Source organism: Enterobacter sp. YSU (assembly GCF_016082135.1).
Taxonomy (GTDB): Bacteria; Pseudomonadota; Gammaproteobacteria; order Enterobacterales; family Enterobacteriaceae; genus Enterobacter; species Enterobacter hormaechei_C.
The window spans coordinates 3,320,563-3,341,026 of record NZ_CP059487.1 but is presented as its reverse complement, the minus strand read 5'-3'; the positions used below and the strand labels follow the sequence as shown (position 1 = coordinate 3,341,026).

Genomic DNA, 20,464 nt, shown 5'->3' with positions numbered 1-20,464 from the left:
TCAGGACAGGCAAGATAGCGCTGAAACGTTTCAAGAAGTCTTGTCATTTCTACAAAAGGTTGCAAGAAAAGTTACATTTCTTGTTGCAGAATTTAGAAGTGCAGCACATTTCTTCTTCAGTCGGGAGGTTTTTGCTGATGTTCAGCAAACAGGTTCAGCACGCTTCAGCGAAACGGCGATAAACTGAAATGCTATTTTAATTTATTGTGGCAATCTTGATTTTGCCCTCTGTTTATTTAATGACAGGCGGCGTAAACTCCGCCTCTCTCTGTTACTCGCAAAGACTGAACATGCATAACACCCCCGCTGCCGCCTCACCAAAGCCTTTTGATTTGACGTCAACGGCGTTTTTGATCGTTGCTTTTCTCACCGGTATTGCCGGTGCGTTACAAACGCCTACGCTGAGCCTGTTTCTGACCAACGAAGTTCACGCCCGCCCGGCGATGGTTGGCTTCTTCTTCACCGGGAGCGCCATCATCGGCATTTTCGTCAGCCAGTTTCTAGCCGGGCGTTCAGACCGCAAAGGCGATCGCAAAAGCCTGATCGTTTTTTGCTGCCTGCTCGGGGTGTTTGCCTGCCTGCTGTTTGCCTGGAACCGTAACTACTTCATTCTGCTGTTCGTGGGCGTCTTCCTGAGCAGTTTCGGCTCGACCGCCAACCCGCAGATGTTCGCCCTTGCCCGCGAGCATGCCGACCGCACCGGGCGAGAAGCGGTGATGTTCAGCTCGATACTGCGCGCGCAGGTGTCGCTGGCCTGGGTGATTGGCCCCCCGCTCGCCTACGCGCTGGCGATGGGTTTTGGCTTTACGGTGATGTACCTCAGCGCAGCCGTGGCCTTCGTGGTATGCGGCGCAATGGTCTGGTTCTTTCTGCCCTCCATGCGCAAAGAGCCGAAAGTGGCGACCGGTACGCTGGAAGCTCCGCGACGTAACCGGCGCGACGCGCTGCTGTTATTCATTATCTGTACGCTAATGTGGGGAACCAACAGCCTCTATATCATTAATATGCCGCTGTTTATTATTGATGAGTTGCATCTGCCGGAGAAGCTGGCCGGGATCATGATGGGAACCGCCGCGGGGCTTGAGATCCCCACCATGCTGATTGCGGGCTATTACGCGAAGCGCTTCGGCAAGCGCTTTTTGATGCGCGTCGCCGCCGTAGCCGGGCTGCTGTTTTATGTCGGTATGCTGACGGTTCATACGCCAGCCCTGCTTCTTGCTTTACAGCTGCTGAACGCCATTTACATCGGTATTCTGGCCGGTATCGGCATGCTCTACTTCCAGGATCTGATGCCGGGTCAGGCAGGCTCTGCCACCACCCTTTATACTAATACCACCCGCGTGGGCTGGATTATTGCAGGCTCACTGGCGGGCGTTGTGGCTGAAATCTGGAACTATCATACGGTGTTCTGGATTGCGCTGGTGATGTGCGTCCTGACGCTGAGCTGCCTGACGCGAATCAAAGATGTTTAAGGCGCGGTGAGCGCTTCCAGCTCAAGCAGATAAGTGATGGCCTGCTGGCGCGTACTGCCGCACATTTCGGCGGTTGGCTGGAGCCCGGAGCACACTTTCGGGCGCAGGGGCGAGCCAAAGATCATGCACAGGTTAGTGTCAGAGAGCTGAACGCAGCGGGTATTGGCAGGCTTGCCCTCCGGCATGCCTGGAATGGGGCTTGAGATGGACGGTGCGGTACAGCACGCGCCACAGTCGGAACGACAATCCATACATGCTCTCTGTTGGTGGCAGATGCCCGCGCAGTCGGGCATTGCGCGCACAGTAACACCTTTTATGTATTGATAGCAAAACCCACGAATTCCGCTTGCCTGAAAGGCCGCGCGCGAGTAATTTGGCGCGATATTTTTTACCTCCCGTAAACAGGATTACTGCAATGCCAAGAGCGAACGAAATTAAGAAAGGTATGGTACTGAATTACAACGGCAAACTGCTGATTGTGAAAGATATCGACATTCAGGCACCCAGCGCCCGCGGCGCAGCAACGCTGTACAAAATGCGTTTCTCCGATGTCCGCACCGGCCTGAAAGTGGAAGAACGTTTTAAAGGCGACGATATCGTCGATACCGTGACCCTGACCCGTCGCTACGTTGATTTCTCCTACATCGACGGCAACGAATACGTGTTCATGGATAAAGAAGATTACACCCCGTATATCTTCACCAAAGATCAGATCGAAGAAGAGCTGCTGTTTATTCCTGAAGGTGGGATGCCGGACATGCAGGTGCTGACCTGGGATGGCGTGCTGCTGGCGCTGGAGCTGCCTCAGACCGTTGATCTGGAAATCGTTGAAACGGCGCCGGGCATCAAAGGCGCGTCTGCAAGTGCGCGTAACAAACCGGCTACCCTGACTACCGGTCTGGTCGTACAGGTGCCAGAGTACCTGTCAGCGGGCGAGAAAATCCGTATCCATATCGAAGAAAAACGCTATATGGGTCGTGCTGACTGATCGTGCTTTTCGCCCGGTGGCGCTACGCTTACCGGGCCTACAAAAAACCGGCTCTGATGCCGGTTTTTGTGTTTTTGTAGGCCGGGTAAGGCGCAGCCGCCACCCGGCAACAACCTTTACAGCAGTTCAGGATACTTCGTCATTTTCAGCGCCAGCTCGATACCGCGCACTTCCGCCATCCCTTTCAGACGGCCAATCGCCGAATACCCTGGATTCGTTTTCTTGCGCAGATCGTCCAGCATCTGGTGCCCGTGATCCGGACGGAACGGGATTGGACGCACATCCCCCGCCTGCTTACGACGTACCTCTTCAGAGAGAATGGCATCCACCACCGCAACCATGTTCACGTCGCCGCCAAGATGGGCTGCTTCGTGGAAGGTTTTAGGGTTCTCTTCACGGCAGGTTGCACGCAGGTGGGTGAAATGAATGCGATCGCCGAAGGTTTCGATCATCCGCACCAGATCGTTATCCGCCCGCACGCCATACGAGCCCGTACACATGGTAAAGCCGTTGTAGATGCTGTCCACCGTCTCTTTCAGCCACTGCATATCTTCAATGGTCGACACGATACGCGGCAGGCCAAGAATAGGACGCGGTGGATCGTCTGGATGAACCGCCAGCCGCACGCCGACTTCTTCTGCCACCGGAACAATAGCGCGCAGGAAGTGCGCCATGTTTTCACGCAGCTGGTTTTTATCGATATCGCCATATTCCGCCAGGCGCGCGCGGAACTGATCGAGGGTATAACCCTCTTCCGCACCGGGCAGGCCCGCGATGATATTGCGAACCAGCTTCTCAATGTCCGCTTCACCGGCGGCATTGAACCACGCCAGCGCCTGCTGCTGCTCTTCGACGGTGTAGTCTGCTTCCGCCCCCGGACGCTTCAGAATGTGCAGCTCGAAAGCCGCAAAAGCGATTTGATCGAAACGCAGCGCCTTCGAACCATCGGCCATTTCATATTCCAGGTCGGTACGCGTCCAGTCCAGGATCGGCATAAAGTTGTAGCAGACGGTATCAATACCACAGGCTGCCAGGTTACGAATGCTCTGCTGATAATTCGCAATCCAGGTATCACACTCACCGGAGTGGGTTTTGATATCTTCGTGAACCGGAATACTTTCCACAACAGACCAGGTTAATCCCTTCTCTGCCAGCTGAGCCTGACGCTTTTGGATTTCCTCCACCGGCCACACCTGACCGTTCGGAATATGATGCAGCGCCGTGACCACACCCGTTGCGCCAGCCTGACGCACATCATCAAGAGAAACCGGATCGTTCGGCCCGTACCAACGCCAGGTTTGTTCCATTGCCCCACCCTCTCAAGTTGTTATACCAATATGTGTTACTTCAATGACGACTACCATACATGTTTAATCGAAGTGGTCAATACAGCACGCGGCATTGATTGATCAAACTCACATAACAGGGATATTTACGGCTTACCAATTTAATTTGTTGTCATATAACTTTACACTGGCATTGTTAATTAATGGTTAATCAGGTGTGTATTACATGAAGACTATTGCCTCCACCGCGCTTCCTGCTCATGTCCAGCAGCCCCGCTACGATCGCGAGCAGTTACGCTCCCGCATCGTCCATTTCGGTTTTGGCGCGTTCCACCGGGCGCATCAGGCGTTGTTAACAAACCGGGTACTGAATGCCAAAGGAGGCGACTGGGGAATTTGTGAGATTAGCCTCTTTAGCGGCGATGTCCTTATGGGCCAGCTCCGGGCGCAGGATCATCTGTTTACCGTGCTGGAGAAAGGTGCCGAAGGCAATCAGCCCATTATTATCGGTGCGGTAAAAGAGTGCCTGAACGCCAAACTCGACTCGCTGGCAGCCATTATTGAGAAATTCTGCGAACCGCAGGTGGCAATTGTCTCCCTCACCATTACCGAAAAAGGCTACTGCATCGATCCGGCGACGGGAAAACTGGATATGCGGAACAGCCGCATCCTGCACGATCTCGAGCACCCGTCTGAGCCGCATTCCGCGCCGGGTATTCTGGTTGAAGCGCTTCATCGCCGCCGCGAGCGGGGCCTGCCGGCGTTTACCGTGCTCTCCTGCGACAATATTCCCGACAACGGCCACGTGGTGAAAAATGCCGTTCTCGGCATGGCCGGAAAGCGTTCCGCAGAGCTGGCCGCATGGATCGAGGCGCACGTGAGCTTCCCTGGTACCATGGTCGACCGAATCGTGCCCGCCGCCACCGACGCCTCACTCGCGGAAATCACCCAGGAACTTGGCGTTGAGGATCCCTGCGCCATCAGCTGTGAACCGTTCATTCAGTGGGTAGTGGAAGATAACTTTGTCGCCGGGCGTCCGGAGTGGGAGGTGGCAGGCGTACAGATGGTTGAGGATTTCCTGCCCTGGGAGCAGATGAAGCTGCGGATGCTGAACGGCAGCCACTCCTTCCTCGCGTATCTGGGCTACCTTGCCGGCTACGCGCACATAAATGAATGTATGCAGGACGACAGTTTCCGCGAGGCTGCCCGCAGGCTGATGCTGAATGAGCAGGCCCCTACGCTGCGCATCACCAACGTTGATCTGACAGCCTATGCTGACAGCCTGCTTGACCGCTTCGCCAACCCGGCCCTACAGCATCGTACATGGCAAATCGCCATGGACGGCAGCCAGAAGCTGCCTCAGCGCATGCTGGAAGGGATCCGCATGCATCTTGAGCGTAACACCGCCTGGCCATTACTGGCGCTGGGGGTGGCGGGCTGGATGCGCTACGTCAGCGGTACGGACGAACAGGGCAACGCCATTGACGTACGCGATCCGCTGAGCGACAAGTTTCAGGCCATTGTCGCTACCAGCAGCGACGCAGAACGCGTTAGCGCCCTGCTGACGCTAAATGAAATCTTTGGCGACGACCTGCCGCAAAACCCTGTCTTTGTCGAGGCAATCACCAGCGCGTACCAGCGCCTCGTCCGGCTCGGCGCGCGCCAGGCCGTTATCGAAACGTTAAAAATTTAGCGATTATTGCGTTTAAGGCGAACGGTTTTATGCTCCGTTCGCCCTTCCTCTTCTCAATGCCCGATTTTTTCGTCAGGATGATAGATAGTTGTTACTACATCACAATTATTTATCGGAGCGCACGTGACCAAAACCAACCTGATCACCGGTTTTCTAGGCAGCGGTAAAACTACGTCCATTCTGCATTTGCTGGCCAATAAAGACCCGGCGGAAAAGTGGGCCGTGCTGGTCAACGAATTTGGCGAAGTGGGGATCGACGGCGCGTTGCTCGCCGACAGCGGCGCGATGGTGAAAGAGATCCCGGGCGGGTGTATGTGCTGCGTGAATGGTCTGCCGATGCAGGTCGGGCTGAATACGCTGCTGCGTCAGGGCAAGCCGGACCGTCTGCTGATTGAGCCCACCGGGCTGGGGCATCCTAAGCAAATCCTTGATTTACTGACCGCCCCGGTATACGAGCCGTGGCTTGAGCTGCGTGCGACGCTTTGCCTGCTCGACCCCCGCCAGCTGCTGGATGAAAAAGCGATCAATAATGACAATTTCCGCGACCAGCTCGCCTCGGCAGATATTATCGTGGCGAATAAATCCGATCGCGCGACGGCTGAGAGTCAGGCCGCGTTCCAGTCCTGGTGGCAGCAGGCTGGCGGTGGACGTCAGTATGTGCAGACGACCCAGGGCAACATTGATGGCGCCCTGCTCGACCTTCCCCGCCTAAACCAGACGCAACTGCCTGCCAGCGCTGAGCATTCGCATAGCCACGGCGCGAAGCAAGGCCTGGCTGCACTGAGCCTGCCGGAGCATCAGCGCTGGCGTCGCAACCTGAACAGCGGCCAGGGGCATCAGGCCTGCGGGTGGATCTTCGATGCCGATACGGTTTTCGACACCATTGGTATACTGGAATGGGCGAGACTCGCGCCGGTTGAGCGGGTAAAAGGAATCATGCGCACTCCGGATGGTCTGGTGCGCATTAACCGTCAGGGCGAGGATTTCTTTATTGAAACCCAGAACGTCGCGCCACCCGACAGCCGGATAGAGTTAATTAGTGCGGTTAATACCGACTGGAATGCCCTCCAGTCAAGCCTGTTGAAGCTTCGTTTAAGTTTGGGCGGCTAACGTTGCCCCTGATTTCACACATTGCTGAAGACTATGACGACTCGACTTCCTGCTATTTTATTGCTCAACGCTGCCGGCCTGGCGATCTTTTTCTCCTGGTATATCCCGGCGGATCACGGTTTCTGGTTCCCGCTGGATTCCGGGCTGTTCCACTTCTTTAACCAGGCGCTGGCGAAGAGTGAAGCCTTCCTGTGGCTGGTGGCGATCACCAACAACCGCGCGTTTGACGGCTGTTCGCTGCTGGCAATGGGCTGTCTGATGCTCTCCTTCTGGCTGAAGGAAGACAAAACGGGTCGTCGCCGTATTCTGATTATCGGCCTGGTGATGCTGCTGACGGCCGTGATTATCAACCAGCTGGCGCAGCATCTGATGCCGGTTAAACGCGCCAGTCCTTCGCTCTTTTTCCCGAATATTAACCGCGTCAGCGAGCTGCTTCATATTCCAACCAAAGATGCCTCGAAGGACAGTTTCCCGGGCGACCACGGTATGATGCTGCTGATTTTTGCAGGCTTCATGCTGCGCTATTTTGGTAAAAAAGCCTTCACCATCGCCCTGGTTATTGTGGTGGTATTTGCATTCCCGCGGGTGATGATTGGCGCTCACTGGCTGACAGATATCGCCGTAGGCTCCCTCACGGCGGTGTTAATTGGTTTACCGTGGGTGCTGATGACCCCCCTGAGCGATCGCATAATAGACATTTTTGATCGCTATCTTCCTGGCAAATTTAAACAAGCTGGAAACAAATAAATAACGAAAATTAACACCATTCATCAGGGATCGTTTTCGATCCCTGCGTCACTTCTTTTCGGCGTCATTCAACGCTGTCATCATCCCGTCATACAATTCGTGATAAAAATGAAGAAATTGCAGGGATTACCGATATGAATGGCGGCATTTTGAGCAATTCCGCGCTGTAACTTTGTGTATCACATTTTCTTATAAAAAAACGGACTTTTTTGCTCGCAATACCCCGTGCAATCGGTTAACCTCGAACTCGTTTTGCCCCACTGAGATAATTATTATCATGGTGAATAATTTTGTGCGTTGAGCCACAGTTTTCACCATAAAGAATTGTCTCATTGTGAACAGATTATTAGTCTCGTCACGGTTGGCATTTTTATAACGATATTTTCGTTAAGGACTTCAAGGGAAAACAAACAAAATGGTCAAATCTCAACCAATCTTGAGATATATCTTGCGGGGGATCCCGGCGATTGCAGTGGCGGTTCTGCTTTCGGCATGTAGTACGACGAACACCGCGAAGAATATGCATCCTGAGACGCGTGTTGTGGGAATGGAAGATTCCTCTTCACTGCAAGCCTCTCAGGATGAATTTGAAAATATGGTACGTAATCTCGACGTTAAGTCGCGTATTATGGATCAGTATGCTGACTGGAAAGGCGTGCGTTACCGTCTGGGCGGCAGCACCAAGAAAGGCATCGATTGTTCCGCGTTCGTACAGCGTACGTTCCGTGAGCAGTTTGGGTTAGACCTTCCGCGTTCTACTTATGAACAGCAGGAAATGGGTAAATCCATTTCGCGCACTAAACTGCGCACGGGCGATTTAGTCCTGTTCAGAGCGGGTTCAACCGGTCGACACGTTGGCATCTATATCGGTAACGATCAGTTTGTCCATGCTTCCACCAGCAGTGGTGTGACGATTTCCAGCATGAACGAACCTTACTGGAAGAAGCGCTACAACGAAGCTCGCCGCGTTCTGAGCCGTAGTTAATATTGCTGTCGTATCGTTGGTTATCCCTTGGCTGGCGATACGATAAAAAAAGCACTGCTCCGGCAGTGTTTTTTTTTGCCCGTTACACTGATAACTATCCAGCGGCATTTCAGGAATCACGACATCTATGTTTACCCGCTACTTCTCCAGCAACCGCAAGATTCTGTTTCTCAGTTTCCTTACGGGGTTATTCACTGCCCTGCTCCTGGGAGCATTACAGTTTTACTGGAGTTATCACAAGCGAGACGTCAGATTCGATACCCTTATTACCGATTTAAGCGTCTACATGGAGAGCTATTTTGATGAGCTCAAAATGTCGATTGATACGCTCCAGCCGCTCACGCTAAACAGCTGCGAGGAAGTGAGTGCCGCCCTGACCTCCCGGGCGGCCTTTAGCATCAATGTGCGCGCCTTTTTGCTGGTCAGGGATAAAAACGCCTACTGCTCTTCCGCCACCGGCCCGATGAATGTCCCTCTGGAAGCGCTTATTCCTGAACTGCACATCAATAAACAGGTTGATATGGCGCTCCTGCCGGGCACTCCCATGCTGCCGGACAAGCCCGCGATTGCCATCTGGTATCGCAACCCACTGGTGAAGGACGGCGGTGTATTTACCTCCGTTAATCTTAACCTGACTCCTTATCTCCTCTACACCTCAAGACAGGATGAGTTTGCCGGTATTTCCATCATTATTGGCGATTATGCGTTATCAACCCATTCCGGAACGCTGGTCCCTGCACGTGATTTGCCTGATATCCCGGTCCGTACCGCCACGCTGAAAAATGTGCCTCTGACCATCCATGTTTATGCGGAAGCCTGGACGACCGATGATGTGCTGTACGCCCTGTTTTTCGGCCTGGTCTGCGGTATCGCGGCGGGCCTGTTGAATTTCTATATTCTTACTATCCGTCTTAATCCGGGGAAAGAGATCCTAACGGCCATCAAACGCGACCAGTTTTACGTGGTCTATCAACCCGTCGTGGATGCGCAGTCGCTCAAAATGACCGGGCTGGAAGTCCTGATGCGCTGGAAGCATCCGGTGATGGGAGAAATTCCACCGGATGCCTTTATTAATTTCGCTGAAGCGCAGAAGCTGATTGTCCCGCTGACGCTGCATCTTTTTGACCTGATTATCCGCGATGCCCCTGTCCTGCAAACGGTGCTCCCGCCTGGGGCCAAGTTTGGGATCAACATCGCGCCCGGTCATCTGCATGCGGAAAGCTTTAAAGAGGATATGCGCGCGTTTGCCGCCGCCCTTCCACCCGATCACTTCCAGATTGTGCTGGAAATAACCGAGCGCGATATGATCAACCACCGCGAGGCTAATCAGCTGTTCGAATGGCTGCACGAAGAAGGTTTTGAAATTGCCATCGATGATTTTGGCACCGGCCACAGCGCGCTGATCTATCTGGAACGCTTCACGATGGATTACCTGAAAATTGACCGTGGCTTCGTGAATGCCATCGGGACTGAAACCGTCACCTCGCCAGTGCTTGACGCGGTGCTGACGCTGGCAGAACGCCTGAATATGTTAACCGTTGCCGAGGGTGTTGAAACGCCGGAGCAGGCGGCGTGGCTGCGCGAGCATGGCGTGAACTATCTTCAGGGCTACTGGATCGGCCGCCCGATGCCGCTGGAGCAGTTCAGGACGTGGCAACCCGACATCACGCTCGGGGAATAATTTCACAATCACGGCGCTGTCCCTTATTATTCTGTTCAACCGAGCCTGCCTGTGAACAAAGGGATCCGCCGCACTATGATTATGCGCGTTGTGTTGACGCTATTGGCGCTGGTGAGCCTGTCGAGCCAGGCGCAGACCATCAAAGAGAGCACGGCCTTTGCCGTCATTGGCGAGCCGAAGTACGCGGTTAACTTTAACCACTACGATTACGTTAACCCCGCCGCCCCGAAAGGCGGAAACGTGACGCTTTCCGCCACGGGAACGTTTGACAACTTTAACCGCTTTGCCCTGCGCGGCGTGGCGGCAGCGCGTACCGAATCCCTCTATGACACGCTGTTCGTCACCTCCGACGACGAGCCCGGCAGCTATTATCCCCTGGTTGCTGAGAACGTGCGTTACGCCGATGATTTCAGCTGGGCAGAAATCGCGATTAATCCGCGTGCGCGTTTTCACGACGGTACGCCGGTTAGCGCCCGTGACGTGGCATTCACCTTTCATAAATTTATGACCGAAGGCGTGCCGCAGTTTCGTCTGGTGTACAAGGGCACCACGGTGAAAGCCATCGCCCCGCTGACCGTGCGAATCGAACTCCCTGAGCCGAACAAAGAGAATATGCTGAGCCTGTTCTCCCTGCCCGTCATGCCCGAGTCCTTCTGGAAAAATCATAAGCTGAGCGATCCCCTCTCTACCCCGCCGCTGGCCGGAGGGCCGTATCGCATTACCGACTGGCGAATGGGCCAGTACGTGATCTATTCCCGGGTGAAAGATTACTGGGCAGCCACGCTGCCGGTAAACCGGGGCCGCTGGAACTTCGATACAATCCGCTACGACTACTACCTGGATGATAACGTGGCCTTCGAGGCATTTAAGGCGGGCGCGTTTGATTTACGTGTCGAGAACAGCGCCAAAAATTGGGCGACCCGCTATATCGGAAAAAATTTCGCGAAAGGCTATATCGTTAAAGACGAACACAAAAACGAATCCGCGCAGGACACGCGCTGGCTGGCGTTTAATATTCAGCGCCCGGTTTTTTCCGATCGTCGGGTGCGTGAAGCCATTACCCTGGCGTTTGATTTCGAATGGATGAACAAAGCGCTGTTTTACGGAGCCTACAGCCGGGCGAACAGCTATTTCCAGAATACTGAATATGCCGCCCGTGATTATCCCCACGCGGACGAGCTGGTTTTGCTGGCGCCAATGAAAGCGGAGCTCCCGCCGGAGGTGTTCACCCGCGTATTTGAACCGCCCAAATCCGACGGAAACGGGTTCGACCGGGACAACCTGCTGAAAGCCAGCAACCTGCTGGATGATGCTGGCTGGGTGCTGAAAAATCGGCAACGGGTTAATGTGCAAACCGGTAAACCGCTCAGCTTCGAACTGCTGATTGCCTCCGGCGCAAACGATCAGTGGGTGCTGCCATTTAAGAAGAACCTTGCCCGGCTTGGCGTCACCATGAATATCCGCCAGGTCGATATGGCCCAGTTAACCAACCGCAAGCGCAGTCGCGATTACGACATGATGCAGACCCTGTGGGCCGCGCAGCCGTGGCCGAGTTCAGATCTGCAAATCTCCTGGGCATCGGGGTATATCGACTCCTCCTACAACGCCCCGGGCGTAAAGAGCCCGGTGATTGATGCGCTGATTGCAAAAATTGTCGCCGCTCAGGGCGATAAGAACAAGCTTCTGCCGCTTGGCCGCGCGCTCGATCGGGTCTTAACCTGGAACTATTACATGCTGCCGATGTGGTATATGGGCGAAGATCGCGTGGCCCGCTGGGATAAATTCTCCCTGCCTGCCGTTCGCCCGGTCTACACCCTCGGCTTTGACACCTGGTGGTATGACGTGAATAAAGCCGCAAAACTGCCCGCAGAGCGGCGTTAAGGAGTGACGATGGGCGCTTATCTTATCCGCCGGCTGCTGTTAGTGATCCCGACGCTGTGGGCCATTATTACCATTAACTTTTTTATCGTCCAGATCGCCCCCGGCGGTCCGGTGGACCAGGCAATTGCGGCAATAGAATTTGGTCACGCTGGCGGCATGCCGGGCGGCGGCGGTGAAGGAATGGGGGCCAGCCATGCCCGGACGGGCGTGGGCAACATCAGCGAAAGCCACTACCGGGGCGGTCGCGGACTGGATCCGGAGGTGATCGCCGAGATCACCCATCGCTATGGTTTTGACAAGCCGCTGCACGAGCGTTATTTCAGGATGCTCTGGGATTATGTCCGTTTCGATTTTGGCGACAGCCTGTTTCGCAGCGCCTCGGTGTTAACCCTGATCAAACAAAGCCTGCCGGTTTCCATCACGCTCGGACTGTGGGGGACGCTGATTATTTATCTGGTCTCCATTCCGTTGGGGATCCGAAAAGCGGTCTACAACGGTAGCCGTTTCGATATCTGGAGCAGCACATTCATTATCATCGGCTACGCTATCCCGGCGTTTCTGTTTGCCGTGCTGCTGATTGTCTTTTTCGCCGGCGGCAGTTATTTCGACCTCTTCCCGCTGCGCGGGCTGGTCTCTGCGGATTTCAGCACCCTGCCGTGGTATCAGAAAATCACCGATTACTTCTGGCACATCACGCTTCCGGTGCTGGCGACGGTCATCGGCGGATTTGCGGCGCTTACGATGCTGACCAAAAACGCCTTTCTTGATGAGATCCGCAAACAATACGTCGTCACCGCGCGCGCCAAGGGTGTCGGTGAAAAGCAGATCATGTGGAAGCACGTTTTTCGTAACGCCATGCTGCTGGTGATTGCCGGTTTCCCCGCCACGTTCATCAGTATGTTTTTTACCGGCTCTCTGCTGATAGAGGTGATGTTCTCGCTCAACGGATTAGGGCTGCTGGGCTATGAGGCCACCGTCTCCCGTGATTATCCGGTGATGTTTGGCACACTCTACATTTTCACCCTGATCGGCCTGCTGCTGAACATCATCAGCGATATCAGCTATACGCTGGTCGATCCCCGTATCGATTTTGAGGGTCGCTGATGTCGCGTTTAAGCCCCGTCAATCAGGCCCGCTGGGCGCGCTTTCGCCACAACCGTCGCGGCTACTGGTCGCTGTGGATCTTCGCCGTCCTGTTCGCCTTAAGTATGTGTTCGGAACTGATTGCCAACGATAAACCCCTGCTGGTGCATTTCAAAGACCGCTGGTATGTGCCGGTGCTGACCATCTACAGCGAAAGCGATTTTGGCGGCCCGTTTGCGACGCCAGCCGAGTACCAGGATCCCTGGTTACGTGAACAGATAGCGCAGCACGGCTGGGCTATCTGGGCGCCGATTCGTTTTGGCGCGAACAGTATTAACTTCGCCACGTCCACCCCCTTCCCTTCGCCGCCTTCCGCGCAAAACTGGCTGGGAACGGACGCCAACGGCGGCGATGTGCTGGCGCGCATTCTCTATGGCACCCGCATCTCGCTCCTGTTTGGGCTGCTGCTGACGCTCTTTAGCAGCGTAATGGGCGTTGTGGCGGGCGCCGTGCAGGGCTATTACGGGGGTAAAATAGATTTATGGGGACAGCGCGTGATTGAAGTCTGGTCCGGTATGCCGACGCTGTTTCTGATTATCCTGCTGTCCAGCGTGGTACAGCCTGGCTTCTGGTGGCTGCTCGGGATCACCGTCCTGTTCGGCTGGATGGCGCTGGTCGGCGTGGTGCGCGCGGAGTTTCTGCGTACGCGGAATTACGACTATATTCGCGCTGCGCAGGCGTTAGGCGTGAGCGATGGCGCAATAATCTTCCATCACATGCTTCCCAATGCTGTGGTGGCGACCCTCACCTTCCTGCCGTTTATTTTGTGCAGCTCCATTACCACCCTGACGTCGCTTGATTTTCTTGGTTTCGGTTTGCCGCTGGGCTCACCGTCCCTTGGCGAACTGCTGTTGCAGGGCAAAAACAATCTCCAGGCCCCCTGGCTGGGCATCGCCGCATTCCTCTCCGTGGCGGTGCTCCTTTCCCTGCTGATTTTTATTGGCGAAGCCGTGCGCGATGCCTTCGATCCCAACAAGGCGGTATGACATGACCCGGCCTCTTCTGAGTATAGAGAACCTTTCGATTGCGTTTTCAAAACAGGGCGAATCACGCACGGTGGTGACGGATTTATCGTTGCAGATCCAGCGCGGAGAGACGCTGGCGCTGGTCGGGGAATCCGGCTCCGGTAAGAGCGTTTCGGCGCTGTCGGTGCTGCGCCTGCTCCCTTCCCCGCCGGTCAGCTATCCGCAGGGGGATATTCTGTTCCATGGACAATCGCTGCTGAACGCTGACGAGCAAACCCTGCGCGGCATTCGTGGCAACAACATCGCCATGATTTTTCAGGAGCCGATGGTGTCGCTCAACCCACTGCATACGCTGGAAAAACAGCTCTATGAAGTGCTGTCCCTTCATCGGGGAATGCGTAAAGAGGCAGCGCGGGGTGAAATTCTGAACTGCCTTGAACGCACCGGTATCCGTAATGCGGCGAAACGGCTAAACGATTTCCCGCACCAGCTTTCCGGCGGCGAGCGCCAGCGCGTGATGATTGCAATGGCCCTGCTCACGCGCCCCGAACTGCTGATTGCCGATGAACCTACTACCGCGCTGGACGTCACGGTACAGGCACAAATTCTGCAACTGCTGCGCGAACTGCGCGACGAGCTGAACATGAGCCTGCTGTTTATTACGCACAACCTGAGCATCGTGAAAAAGCTCGCTGACGCGGTGGCCGTGATGCAAAACGGCCGCTGCGTGGAACAGAACCGGGCATCCGCCCTGCTGAGCGCGCCTCAGCACCCGTATACACAGCGCCTGCTCGATAGCGAACCCGCTGGCGACCCGGTTCCGCTTAACGCTGACAGCGCGCCGTTGCTGAGGGTTGAGGGGCTGTCGGTGTCATTCCCGATCCGCAAAGGCATTTTGCGTCGCGTGGTCGATCACAATCATGTTCTGAAAGACATGAGCTTCGCTCTGCGTCCGGGCGAATCGCTTGGGCTTGTGGGCGAGTCCGGTTCAGGCAAAAGCACCACCGGCCTGGCGCTGCTGCGCCTGATCGCCTCTCAGGGAAGCATTGTTTTTGACGGCATGCCGCTGCAAAACCTGAATCGCCGGATGATGCTTCCCGTGCGCCCGCGGATGCAGGTGGTATTTCAGGATCCAAACTCTTCGCTTAACCCGCGCCTGAGCGTATTACAGATTATTGAAGAGGGCCTGCGCGTCCACCAGCCGACAATGACGGCGCAACAGCGTGAAATCGACGTGATGCGGGTGATGGCGGAAGTGGGTTTAGATCCCGAGACCCGGCACCGGTATCCGGCTGAGTTTTCCGGCGGACAGCGCCAGCGTATAGCGATTGCCCGCGCGCTGATCCTGAAACCGGAGCTGATCGTGCTGGACGAGCCAACCTCTTCCCTGGACCGCACCGTGCAGGCGCAAATTCTGGCGCTGCTGAAGGGGCTACAGGAAAAGCATCGGCTGGCCTATATCTTTATCAGCCACGATTTACAGGTGGTGCGTGCGCTTTGCCATCAGGTGGTGGTATTGCGGCAGGGAGAAGTCGTTGAGCAGGGAGAGTGCCAGCGCGTATTCACCGCGCCGACGCAGGATTACACGCGCCAGCTGTTGTCCGCTGACTAGCACTCAGAAAGGATATTGACCGGAGAACGGCTCGGCAATGGCCACGCCGAAGTTTTTCAGCCGACAGGTGGCGGCAAACTCATCCTGGCTGTTAACAAACAGGCACGGCTCACCTTCGCATTCCAGCACGGAGCTGTCCACTTCGATGTCCGTCAGCGCCTGGCTGAGACGTTCCATGACCGGCCACGCATTTTCATCGCTCGGGCTGAGCAGTTTGAGGGCCACCAGACAATTATCCTCCCCGGCAACGCTTTGCGGAATCGGTTCAACTTTCGAACCTGCAAAACCCGTCGACCAGCGATAGCTCTGGGGCAAGCGATGGACAATGGAGAGTTGTAATGTATTCACGTTCAGATCCCCGGAAGCAAATTTACTTCACAATTTATTTACATTTATAGTAACACATCATCGCCAACCTGCACTGTTTAGCGGATTTTATAGGCGTTGCAGGCTCGCGTCGGCGCTATATGTACCCGTTTCTGCGATCTAACTCAACCTTTTTAAATACAATGATGTGACTTTTTACATAAATAGATTTTACATAAAAGAAACAAACACAGGGTAAACGAACGGAGGGTTGGTTGATATGGGTCAACAAAAAGGCCCGTCACGGGCCTTAAGTGGTCATTTATGCGCCGTCTTTCGCGGCCGGCTGGCGTAAAGATAGAAGAGTATGGAGCAGGTCGCGCAGAGGGCAATCGCCCACAGCATCGGCCAGGCGGTATTAAACGTCGCCGTCGAGAGCAGCGCCCCGACTATCGCGCCAATTCCGAAACGGAACGTTCCTGCCAGCGACGAGGCGGTGCCCGCCATATGCGGAAATTCGTCGAGGATCACCGCCATCGCGTTGGATGAAACCATCGACACGCAGCCGACAAACGCCGCCACGCCCACCACCAGCGCCCAGAAACCGACGCCCAGCAACGCGCTCAATACCAGCCAGATAGCCATCACGAACTGGATCCACAGCCCGGCGCGGAACATATTCAGCGCCCCAACCCGCCGGACAAAGCGGCTGTTGATAATGGTCATCACAAACAGGAACACAATATTCAGCGCGAAGTAGTAACCAAAATGCTGGGGTGACACATGGTTCAGTTCGATGTACACAAACGGCCCCGCGCTCAGGAACGAGAACATTCCGGCAAAGCTGAAGCCGCTGGCCAGCATATAGCTGAGCACACGCTTATGGCGAAACAGCGAGGCAAAGTTGCCAAGCGTGGTGCGAATGTGGAACTTCTGACGTCGCTCGACCGGCAGCGTTTCATCGATAAAGACGAAGATCATCACCGAGGCCAGCAGCGCGGCAATCGCCAGGATCCAGAAAATCGCATGCCAGCTGAACCACACCAGGACCGCCCCGCCCACCATGGGGGCGACCAGCGGCGCAATTGTCGTGACCAGCATGACGAACGACATCATGCGTGAGAACTCTTCCTTCGGGTAGACGTCGCGCATCAGCGCGTTAATCACCACGCTTGCCGCAGCCGCCGCCAGGCCATGGAAGAAGCGCATCACAATCAGCTGATCGATACTCTGCGCCAGCGCGCAGGCCACCGCCGCCGCGGCAAATATCAATGTCCCGCCCAGGATAACCGGTTTACGCCCCAGGCTGTCGGCCATTGGGCCATAAAAGAGCTGACCGAGGGCAAAACCAAGAATGTAGGTGCTGAGCGTCATCTGCGCGCTGCCTGCCGGTACGCCAAACTGCGCGGAAATCACCGGCAGCGCGGGCAGATACATATCGATAGACAGCGGCATCAGCATGGCCAGCAGGCCAAGGATAAATACAATTTTAAACGACGAGTGTGGCCTGGTGGTCACAGGGTTCTCCTGAATTTAGCGTGAAGGCAGCCCGACGCTGGCAATCTCTTCTTCCGTCAGCGGGCGATATTCCCCTGGGGCCAGGTCTGGATCGAGTTCAATCGCGCCGATACGTTCACGATGCAGCCCCACAACGTGGTTGCCCACGGCGGCAAACATCCGCTTCACCTGATGGTAGCGGCCTTCACTGATGGTCAGACGGACGTCCGTGGGGGTGAGGATTTCCAGCACCGCCGGTTTGGTCAGATCCTTTTCATTATGCAGCTGAACGCCTTTCGCGAATTGCTCTGCCGTGTCATCCGAGACCGGAGACTCAAGCATCACCCGATAGGTTTTCTCACAGTGATGGCGCGGGGAGGTGATGCGGTGCGACCACTGGCCGTCATCGGTCATCAGCACCAGGCCGGTAGTATCGATATCCAGTCGCCCTGCCGCATGCAGCTTGTGCGCCACAGGTTCGTCGAGGAAATAGAGCACCGTCGGGTGATCCGGATCGTCCGTTGAACAGACGTAACCTTCCGGTTTGTTGAGCATGAAGTAGCGCGGGCCATTCTGCTGGGTCAGCGGGTTGCCGTCATACTCCACCTGGTGCTCAGGCTGGAGTTTAAAAGCGCTGTCTTTCACAATGTCGCCGTCCACGGTTACGCGGCTGGCGCGAATTTCACGCCCGGCAATAGCGCGGCTTACGCCGAGTTGCTGAGCGATAAACTTATCAAGTCGCATGAAATCTTTTTAGCCTTAATGGTGCTGGAAGTCGGACTACGCGTCCGAAAAAGAAGCAGTCAGAAACAGTTCAGTATAATGGTCTGGTTGCGCCACTCAAGGGAAAAAGTTTCGTGGCATACTATATGCGAGTTAACTGAATAGAGAAGCCATGACGTTCACATTACGCCCCTATCAGCAGGAAGCCGTTGATGCCACCCTCGCCTGGTTTCGCAAGCATCGGGAGCCCGCTGCCATCGTACTCCCGACCGGAGCCGGTAAAAGCCTGGTGATTGCCGAACTGGCGCGCCTGGCCCGCGGACGCGTGCTGGTGCTGGCGCACGTCAAAGAGCTGGTGGCGCAAAACCACGCCAAATATTGCGCGCTCGGCCTGGAGGCCGACATTTTTGCCGCCGGACTGAAGCGCAAAGAGAGCCACGGAAAAGTGGTGTTTGGCAGCGTACAATCCGTTGCGCGCAACCTGGAACTGTTTCGCAGCGAGTTTTCCCTGCTGATTGTCGATGAGTGTCACCGCATCAGCGATGACGACGACAGCCAGTATCAGCAAATCCTCACTCATCTGAAAAAGGTGAATCCTCACCTCCGTCTGCTTGGCCTCACCGCCACGCCGTTTCGTCTGGGCAAGGGCTGGATTTATCAGTTTCATTATCACGGCATGGTGCGTGGCGATGAAAAGGCCCTGTTCCGCGACTGTATCTATGAGCTTCCGCTGCGCTACATGATCAAGCACGGCTACCTGACGCCGCCGGAGCGGCTGGATATGCCCGTCGTGCAGTACGATTTCAGCCGCTTACAGGCGCAGAGCAATGGGCTGTTCAGCGAGGCAGATCTTAACCATGAGCTGAAAAAACAGAAGCGGATCACGCCGCATATCATCAGCCAGATTGAAGAGTTCGCACAAACGCGCAAAGGGGTGATGATTTTTGCTGCCACTGTCGAACACGCGCGCGAAATTACGGGGCTGCTGCCCGCCGACGACGCGGCGTTAATTACCGGTGAAACCCCCGGCCCGGAGCGCGACAGCCTGATTGAGGACTTCAAAGCTCAGCGGTTCCGCTATCTGGTGAATGTCTCCGTACTAACCACCGGCTTTGACGCCCCGCACGTCGACCTGATTGCGATTCTTCGCCCGACGGAATCCGTCAGCCTGTATCAGCAGATTGTTGGCCGCGGGCTGCGTCTGGCGCCGGGCAAAACCGACTGTCTGATCCTTGATTACGCCGGTAACCCGCACGATCTCTATTCGCCGGAAGTCGGCACGCCAAAAGGCAAGAGCGACAACGTGCCCGTTCAGGTTTTTTGCCCTGCCTGCGGGTTTGCCAACACCTTCTGGGGGAAAACCACCGCCGACGGCACGCTGATCGAACATTTTGGCCGCCGCTGTCAGGGCTGGTTTGAAGACGATGAAGGCCATCGCGAACAGTGTGACTTCCGCTTCCGCTTCAAAAACTGCCCGCAGTGCAATGCCGAAAACGACATTGCCGCCCGCCGCTGTCGGGAGTGCGACACGGTCCTGGTCGACCCGGACGACATGCTGAAAGCGGCGCTGAAGCTGAAAGATGCGCTGGTGCTGCGCTGTTCCGGCATGGCCTTACAGCCCGGCGCGGATGAAAAAGGCGAGTGGCTAAAAATTACCTACTACGACGAGGATGGCGCAGACGTCAGCGAGCGGTTCCGGGTCCAGACGCCCGCCCAGCGCACCGCGTTCGAGCAGCTCTTTATCCGCCCGCATACCCGCACGCCTGGCGTACCGCTGCGCTGGCTAACCGTTGCCGATATCGTACGCCAGCAGGCGTTACTGCGCCATCCTGATTTTGTTGTCGCCCGCAAAAAAGGGCAGTTCTGGCAGGTGCGTGAGAAGGTCTTTGACTATGAAGGACGCTTTCGCCGGGCAAACGAATTGCGCGGTTAACGGGACTTTTCGTTGATGCGCGAGCCATTTGAGTATAAAATGCCGCCCGCTTCACATCCGTGAGGCAGAACACTCACCTGCTGCTGGGTCGCCTGTAGTAGGGTTTTAAATACAGAGAGAAATCAATGTTCACTATCGAAGCAGAAGTACGTAACGTGCAGGGTAAGGGTGCGAGCCGCCGCCTGCGTACCGCAAACAAGTTCCCGGCTATCGTTTACGGTGGCGAAGCTGCTCCAGTTGCTATTGAACTGGATCACGACAAAGTATGGAACATGCAGAACAAAGCTGAATTCTACAGCGAAGTTCTGACCATCGTTGTTGACGGTAAAGAAGAAAAAGTGAAAGTTCAGGCTGTTCAGCGTCACGCGTTCAAGCCAAAACTGACTCACATCGACTTCGTTCGCGCGTAATCGCAAACCTGTCGAGAAAAACCCCGCGTTTG

Annotated in this window: 18 protein-coding genes; 13 read left to right on the top strand and 5 right to left on the bottom strand. The window is 55.5% G+C overall.

The window, feature by feature from the left end:
- Positions 1-290 precede the first annotated feature (290 nt).
- Positions 291-1,472 carry a sugar efflux transporter SetB gene (gene setB, locus H2Z33_RS16140; protein ID WP_015572310.1) on the top strand — a complete coding sequence of 394 codons (1,182 nt, stop codon included), beginning with the start codon at positions 291-293 and terminating at the stop codon, positions 1,470-1,472.
- On the opposite strand, the gene H2Z33_RS16135 is transcribed toward setB, so the two are convergent.
- Positions 1,469-1,723 (bottom strand): YkgJ family cysteine cluster protein, encoded by a 255-nt coding sequence (locus tag H2Z33_RS16135; protein WP_003859353.1) that lies wholly within the window; start codon positions 1,721-1,723, stop codon positions 1,469-1,471. The genes setB and H2Z33_RS16135 overlap by 4 nt on opposite strands.
- 164 nt (positions 1,724-1,887) lie before the next feature.
- Between H2Z33_RS16135 and yeiP the strand changes: the two genes are divergently transcribed.
- Complete coding sequence (gene yeiP / locus H2Z33_RS16130; protein ID WP_003859355.1) at positions 1,888-2,460, top strand: elongation factor P-like protein YeiP; 573 nt, start codon at positions 1,888-1,890, stop codon at positions 2,458-2,460.
- Positions 2,461-2,576: 116 nt separating this feature from the next.
- Here the strand turns inward: yeiP and uxuA are convergent, their stop codons facing one another.
- Positions 2,577-3,767, bottom strand: a complete 1,191-nt coding sequence (gene uxuA, locus H2Z33_RS16125) for a mannonate dehydratase (protein WP_045338068.1) — start codon at positions 3,765-3,767, stop codon at positions 2,577-2,579.
- Between the two features lie 205 nt (positions 3,768-3,972).
- Between uxuA and H2Z33_RS16120 the strand changes: the two genes are divergently transcribed.
- The 9 genes from H2Z33_RS16120 to yejF all read left to right on the top strand — a co-directional run bounded on the left by H2Z33_RS16120 (position 3,973) and on the right by yejF (position 15,563).
- Positions 3,973-5,439 (top strand): mannitol dehydrogenase family protein, encoded by a 1,467-nt coding sequence (locus H2Z33_RS16120; RefSeq protein ID WP_063134525.1) that lies wholly within the window; start codon positions 3,973-3,975, stop codon positions 5,437-5,439.
- Between the two features lie 123 nt (positions 5,440-5,562).
- Entirely contained in the window at positions 5,563-6,549 is a 987-nt protein-coding gene (locus tag H2Z33_RS16115) for a CobW family GTP-binding protein (RefSeq protein WP_017383393.1), read from the top strand.
- Between the two features lie 33 nt (positions 6,550-6,582).
- Positions 6,583-7,296, top strand: coding sequence for a phosphatase PAP2 family protein (locus H2Z33_RS16110; protein ID WP_032103237.1), 714 nt, complete (start codon positions 6,583-6,585; stop codon positions 7,294-7,296).
- A 415-nt stretch (positions 7,297-7,711) separates the two neighbouring features.
- Complete coding sequence (gene mepS / locus H2Z33_RS16105; protein ID WP_003859364.1) at positions 7,712-8,281, top strand: bifunctional murein DD-endopeptidase/murein LD-carboxypeptidase; 570 nt, start codon at positions 7,712-7,714, stop codon at positions 8,279-8,281.
- A 127-nt stretch (positions 8,282-8,408) separates the two neighbouring features.
- The gene (locus H2Z33_RS16100) at positions 8,409-9,962 is read left to right on the top strand and encodes a cyclic di-GMP phosphodiesterase (protein ID WP_033487356.1); all 1,554 of its coding nucleotides are present in this window, start codon (positions 8,409-8,411) and stop codon (positions 9,960-9,962) included.
- A 75-nt stretch (positions 9,963-10,037) separates the two neighbouring features.
- The gene (locus tag H2Z33_RS16095; protein ID WP_017383396.1) at positions 10,038-11,843 is read left to right on the top strand and encodes an extracellular solute-binding protein; all 1,806 of its coding nucleotides are present in this window, start codon (positions 10,038-10,040) and stop codon (positions 11,841-11,843) included.
- 9 nt (positions 11,844-11,852) lie between these two features.
- The gene (locus H2Z33_RS16090; RefSeq protein ID WP_003859369.1) at positions 11,853-12,947 is read left to right on the top strand and encodes a microcin C ABC transporter permease YejB; all 1,095 of its coding nucleotides are present in this window, start codon (positions 11,853-11,855) and stop codon (positions 12,945-12,947) included.
- Positions 12,947-13,972, top strand: a complete 1,026-nt coding sequence (locus H2Z33_RS16085; protein WP_063134526.1) for a microcin C ABC transporter permease — start codon at positions 12,947-12,949, stop codon at positions 13,970-13,972. Before H2Z33_RS16090 ends, H2Z33_RS16085 begins: the two co-directional genes overlap by 1 nt.
- A 1-nt stretch (position 13,973) precedes the next feature.
- A complete protein-coding gene (gene yejF / locus H2Z33_RS16080; protein WP_032669467.1) occupies positions 13,974-15,563 on the top strand; it encodes a microcin C ABC transporter ATP-binding protein YejF in 1,590 nt (529 codons plus the stop codon).
- Positions 15,564-15,566: 3 nt separating this feature from the next.
- On the opposite strand, the gene H2Z33_RS16075 is transcribed toward yejF, so the two are convergent.
- The 3 genes from H2Z33_RS16075 to rsuA form a co-directional block, all read right to left on the bottom strand.
- Entirely contained in the window at positions 15,567-15,911 is a 345-nt protein-coding gene (locus H2Z33_RS16075) for a YejG family protein (protein ID WP_003859372.1), read from the bottom strand.
- A gap of 276 nt (positions 15,912-16,187) precedes the next feature.
- Complete coding sequence (locus tag H2Z33_RS16070; RefSeq protein WP_017383400.1) at positions 16,188-17,387, bottom strand: Bcr/CflA family multidrug efflux MFS transporter; 1,200 nt, start codon at positions 17,385-17,387, stop codon at positions 16,188-16,190.
- A gap of 15 nt (positions 17,388-17,402) precedes the next feature.
- Positions 17,403-18,110, bottom strand: a complete 708-nt coding sequence (gene rsuA, locus H2Z33_RS16065; protein ID WP_017383401.1) for a 16S rRNA pseudouridine(516) synthase RsuA — start codon at positions 18,108-18,110, stop codon at positions 17,403-17,405.
- A gap of 151 nt (positions 18,111-18,261) precedes the next feature.
- Here rsuA and H2Z33_RS16060 point away from each other — a divergent pair, with 151 nt between their 5' ends.
- Positions 18,262-20,022 (top strand): DEAD/DEAH box helicase, encoded by a 1,761-nt coding sequence (locus tag H2Z33_RS16060; protein WP_017693032.1) that lies wholly within the window; start codon positions 18,262-18,264, stop codon positions 20,020-20,022.
- A gap of 125 nt (positions 20,023-20,147) precedes the next feature.
- Positions 20,148-20,432, top strand: a complete 285-nt coding sequence (gene rplY, locus H2Z33_RS16055) for a 50S ribosomal protein L25 (protein WP_015572298.1) — start codon at positions 20,148-20,150, stop codon at positions 20,430-20,432.
- The last annotated feature ends 32 nt before the right edge of the window (positions 20,433-20,464 follow it).

Excerpts from the sequence above, each read along its gene's own strand:
- setB (WP_015572310.1), top strand. The coding sequence starts at position 291 with ATGCATAACACCCCCGCTGCCGCCTCACCAAAGCCTTTTGATTTGACG.
- H2Z33_RS16135 (WP_003859353.1), bottom strand. The coding sequence starts at position 1,723 with ATGGATTGTCGTTCCGACTGTGGCGCGTGCTGTACCGCACCGTCCATC.
- yeiP (WP_003859355.1), top strand. The coding sequence starts at position 1,888 with ATGCCAAGAGCGAACGAAATTAAGAAAGGTATGGTACTGAATTACAAC.
- uxuA (WP_045338068.1), bottom strand. The coding sequence starts at position 3,767 with ATGGAACAAACCTGGCGTTGGTACGGGCCGAACGATCCGGTTTCTCTT.
- H2Z33_RS16120 (WP_063134525.1), top strand. The coding sequence starts at position 3,973 with ATGAAGACTATTGCCTCCACCGCGCTTCCTGCTCATGTCCAGCAGCCC.
- H2Z33_RS16110 (WP_032103237.1), top strand. The coding sequence starts at position 6,583 with ATGACGACTCGACTTCCTGCTATTTTATTGCTCAACGCTGCCGGCCTG.
- mepS (WP_003859364.1), top strand. The coding sequence starts at position 7,712 with ATGGTCAAATCTCAACCAATCTTGAGATATATCTTGCGGGGGATCCCG.
- H2Z33_RS16100 (WP_033487356.1), top strand. The coding sequence starts at position 8,409 with ATGTTTACCCGCTACTTCTCCAGCAACCGCAAGATTCTGTTTCTCAGT.
- H2Z33_RS16095 (WP_017383396.1), top strand. The coding sequence starts at position 10,038 with ATGATTATGCGCGTTGTGTTGACGCTATTGGCGCTGGTGAGCCTGTCG.
- H2Z33_RS16090 (WP_003859369.1), top strand. The coding sequence starts at position 11,853 with ATGGGCGCTTATCTTATCCGCCGGCTGCTGTTAGTGATCCCGACGCTG.
- H2Z33_RS16085 (WP_063134526.1), top strand. The coding sequence starts at position 12,947 with ATGTCGCGTTTAAGCCCCGTCAATCAGGCCCGCTGGGCGCGCTTTCGC.
- yejF (WP_032669467.1), top strand. The coding sequence starts at position 13,974 with ATGACCCGGCCTCTTCTGAGTATAGAGAACCTTTCGATTGCGTTTTCA.
- rsuA (WP_017383401.1), bottom strand. The coding sequence starts at position 18,110 with ATGCGACTTGATAAGTTTATCGCTCAGCAACTCGGCGTAAGCCGCGCT.
- H2Z33_RS16060 (WP_017693032.1), top strand. The coding sequence starts at position 18,262 with ATGACGTTCACATTACGCCCCTATCAGCAGGAAGCCGTTGATGCCACC.
- rplY (WP_015572298.1), top strand. The coding sequence starts at position 20,148 with ATGTTCACTATCGAAGCAGAAGTACGTAACGTGCAGGGTAAGGGTGCG.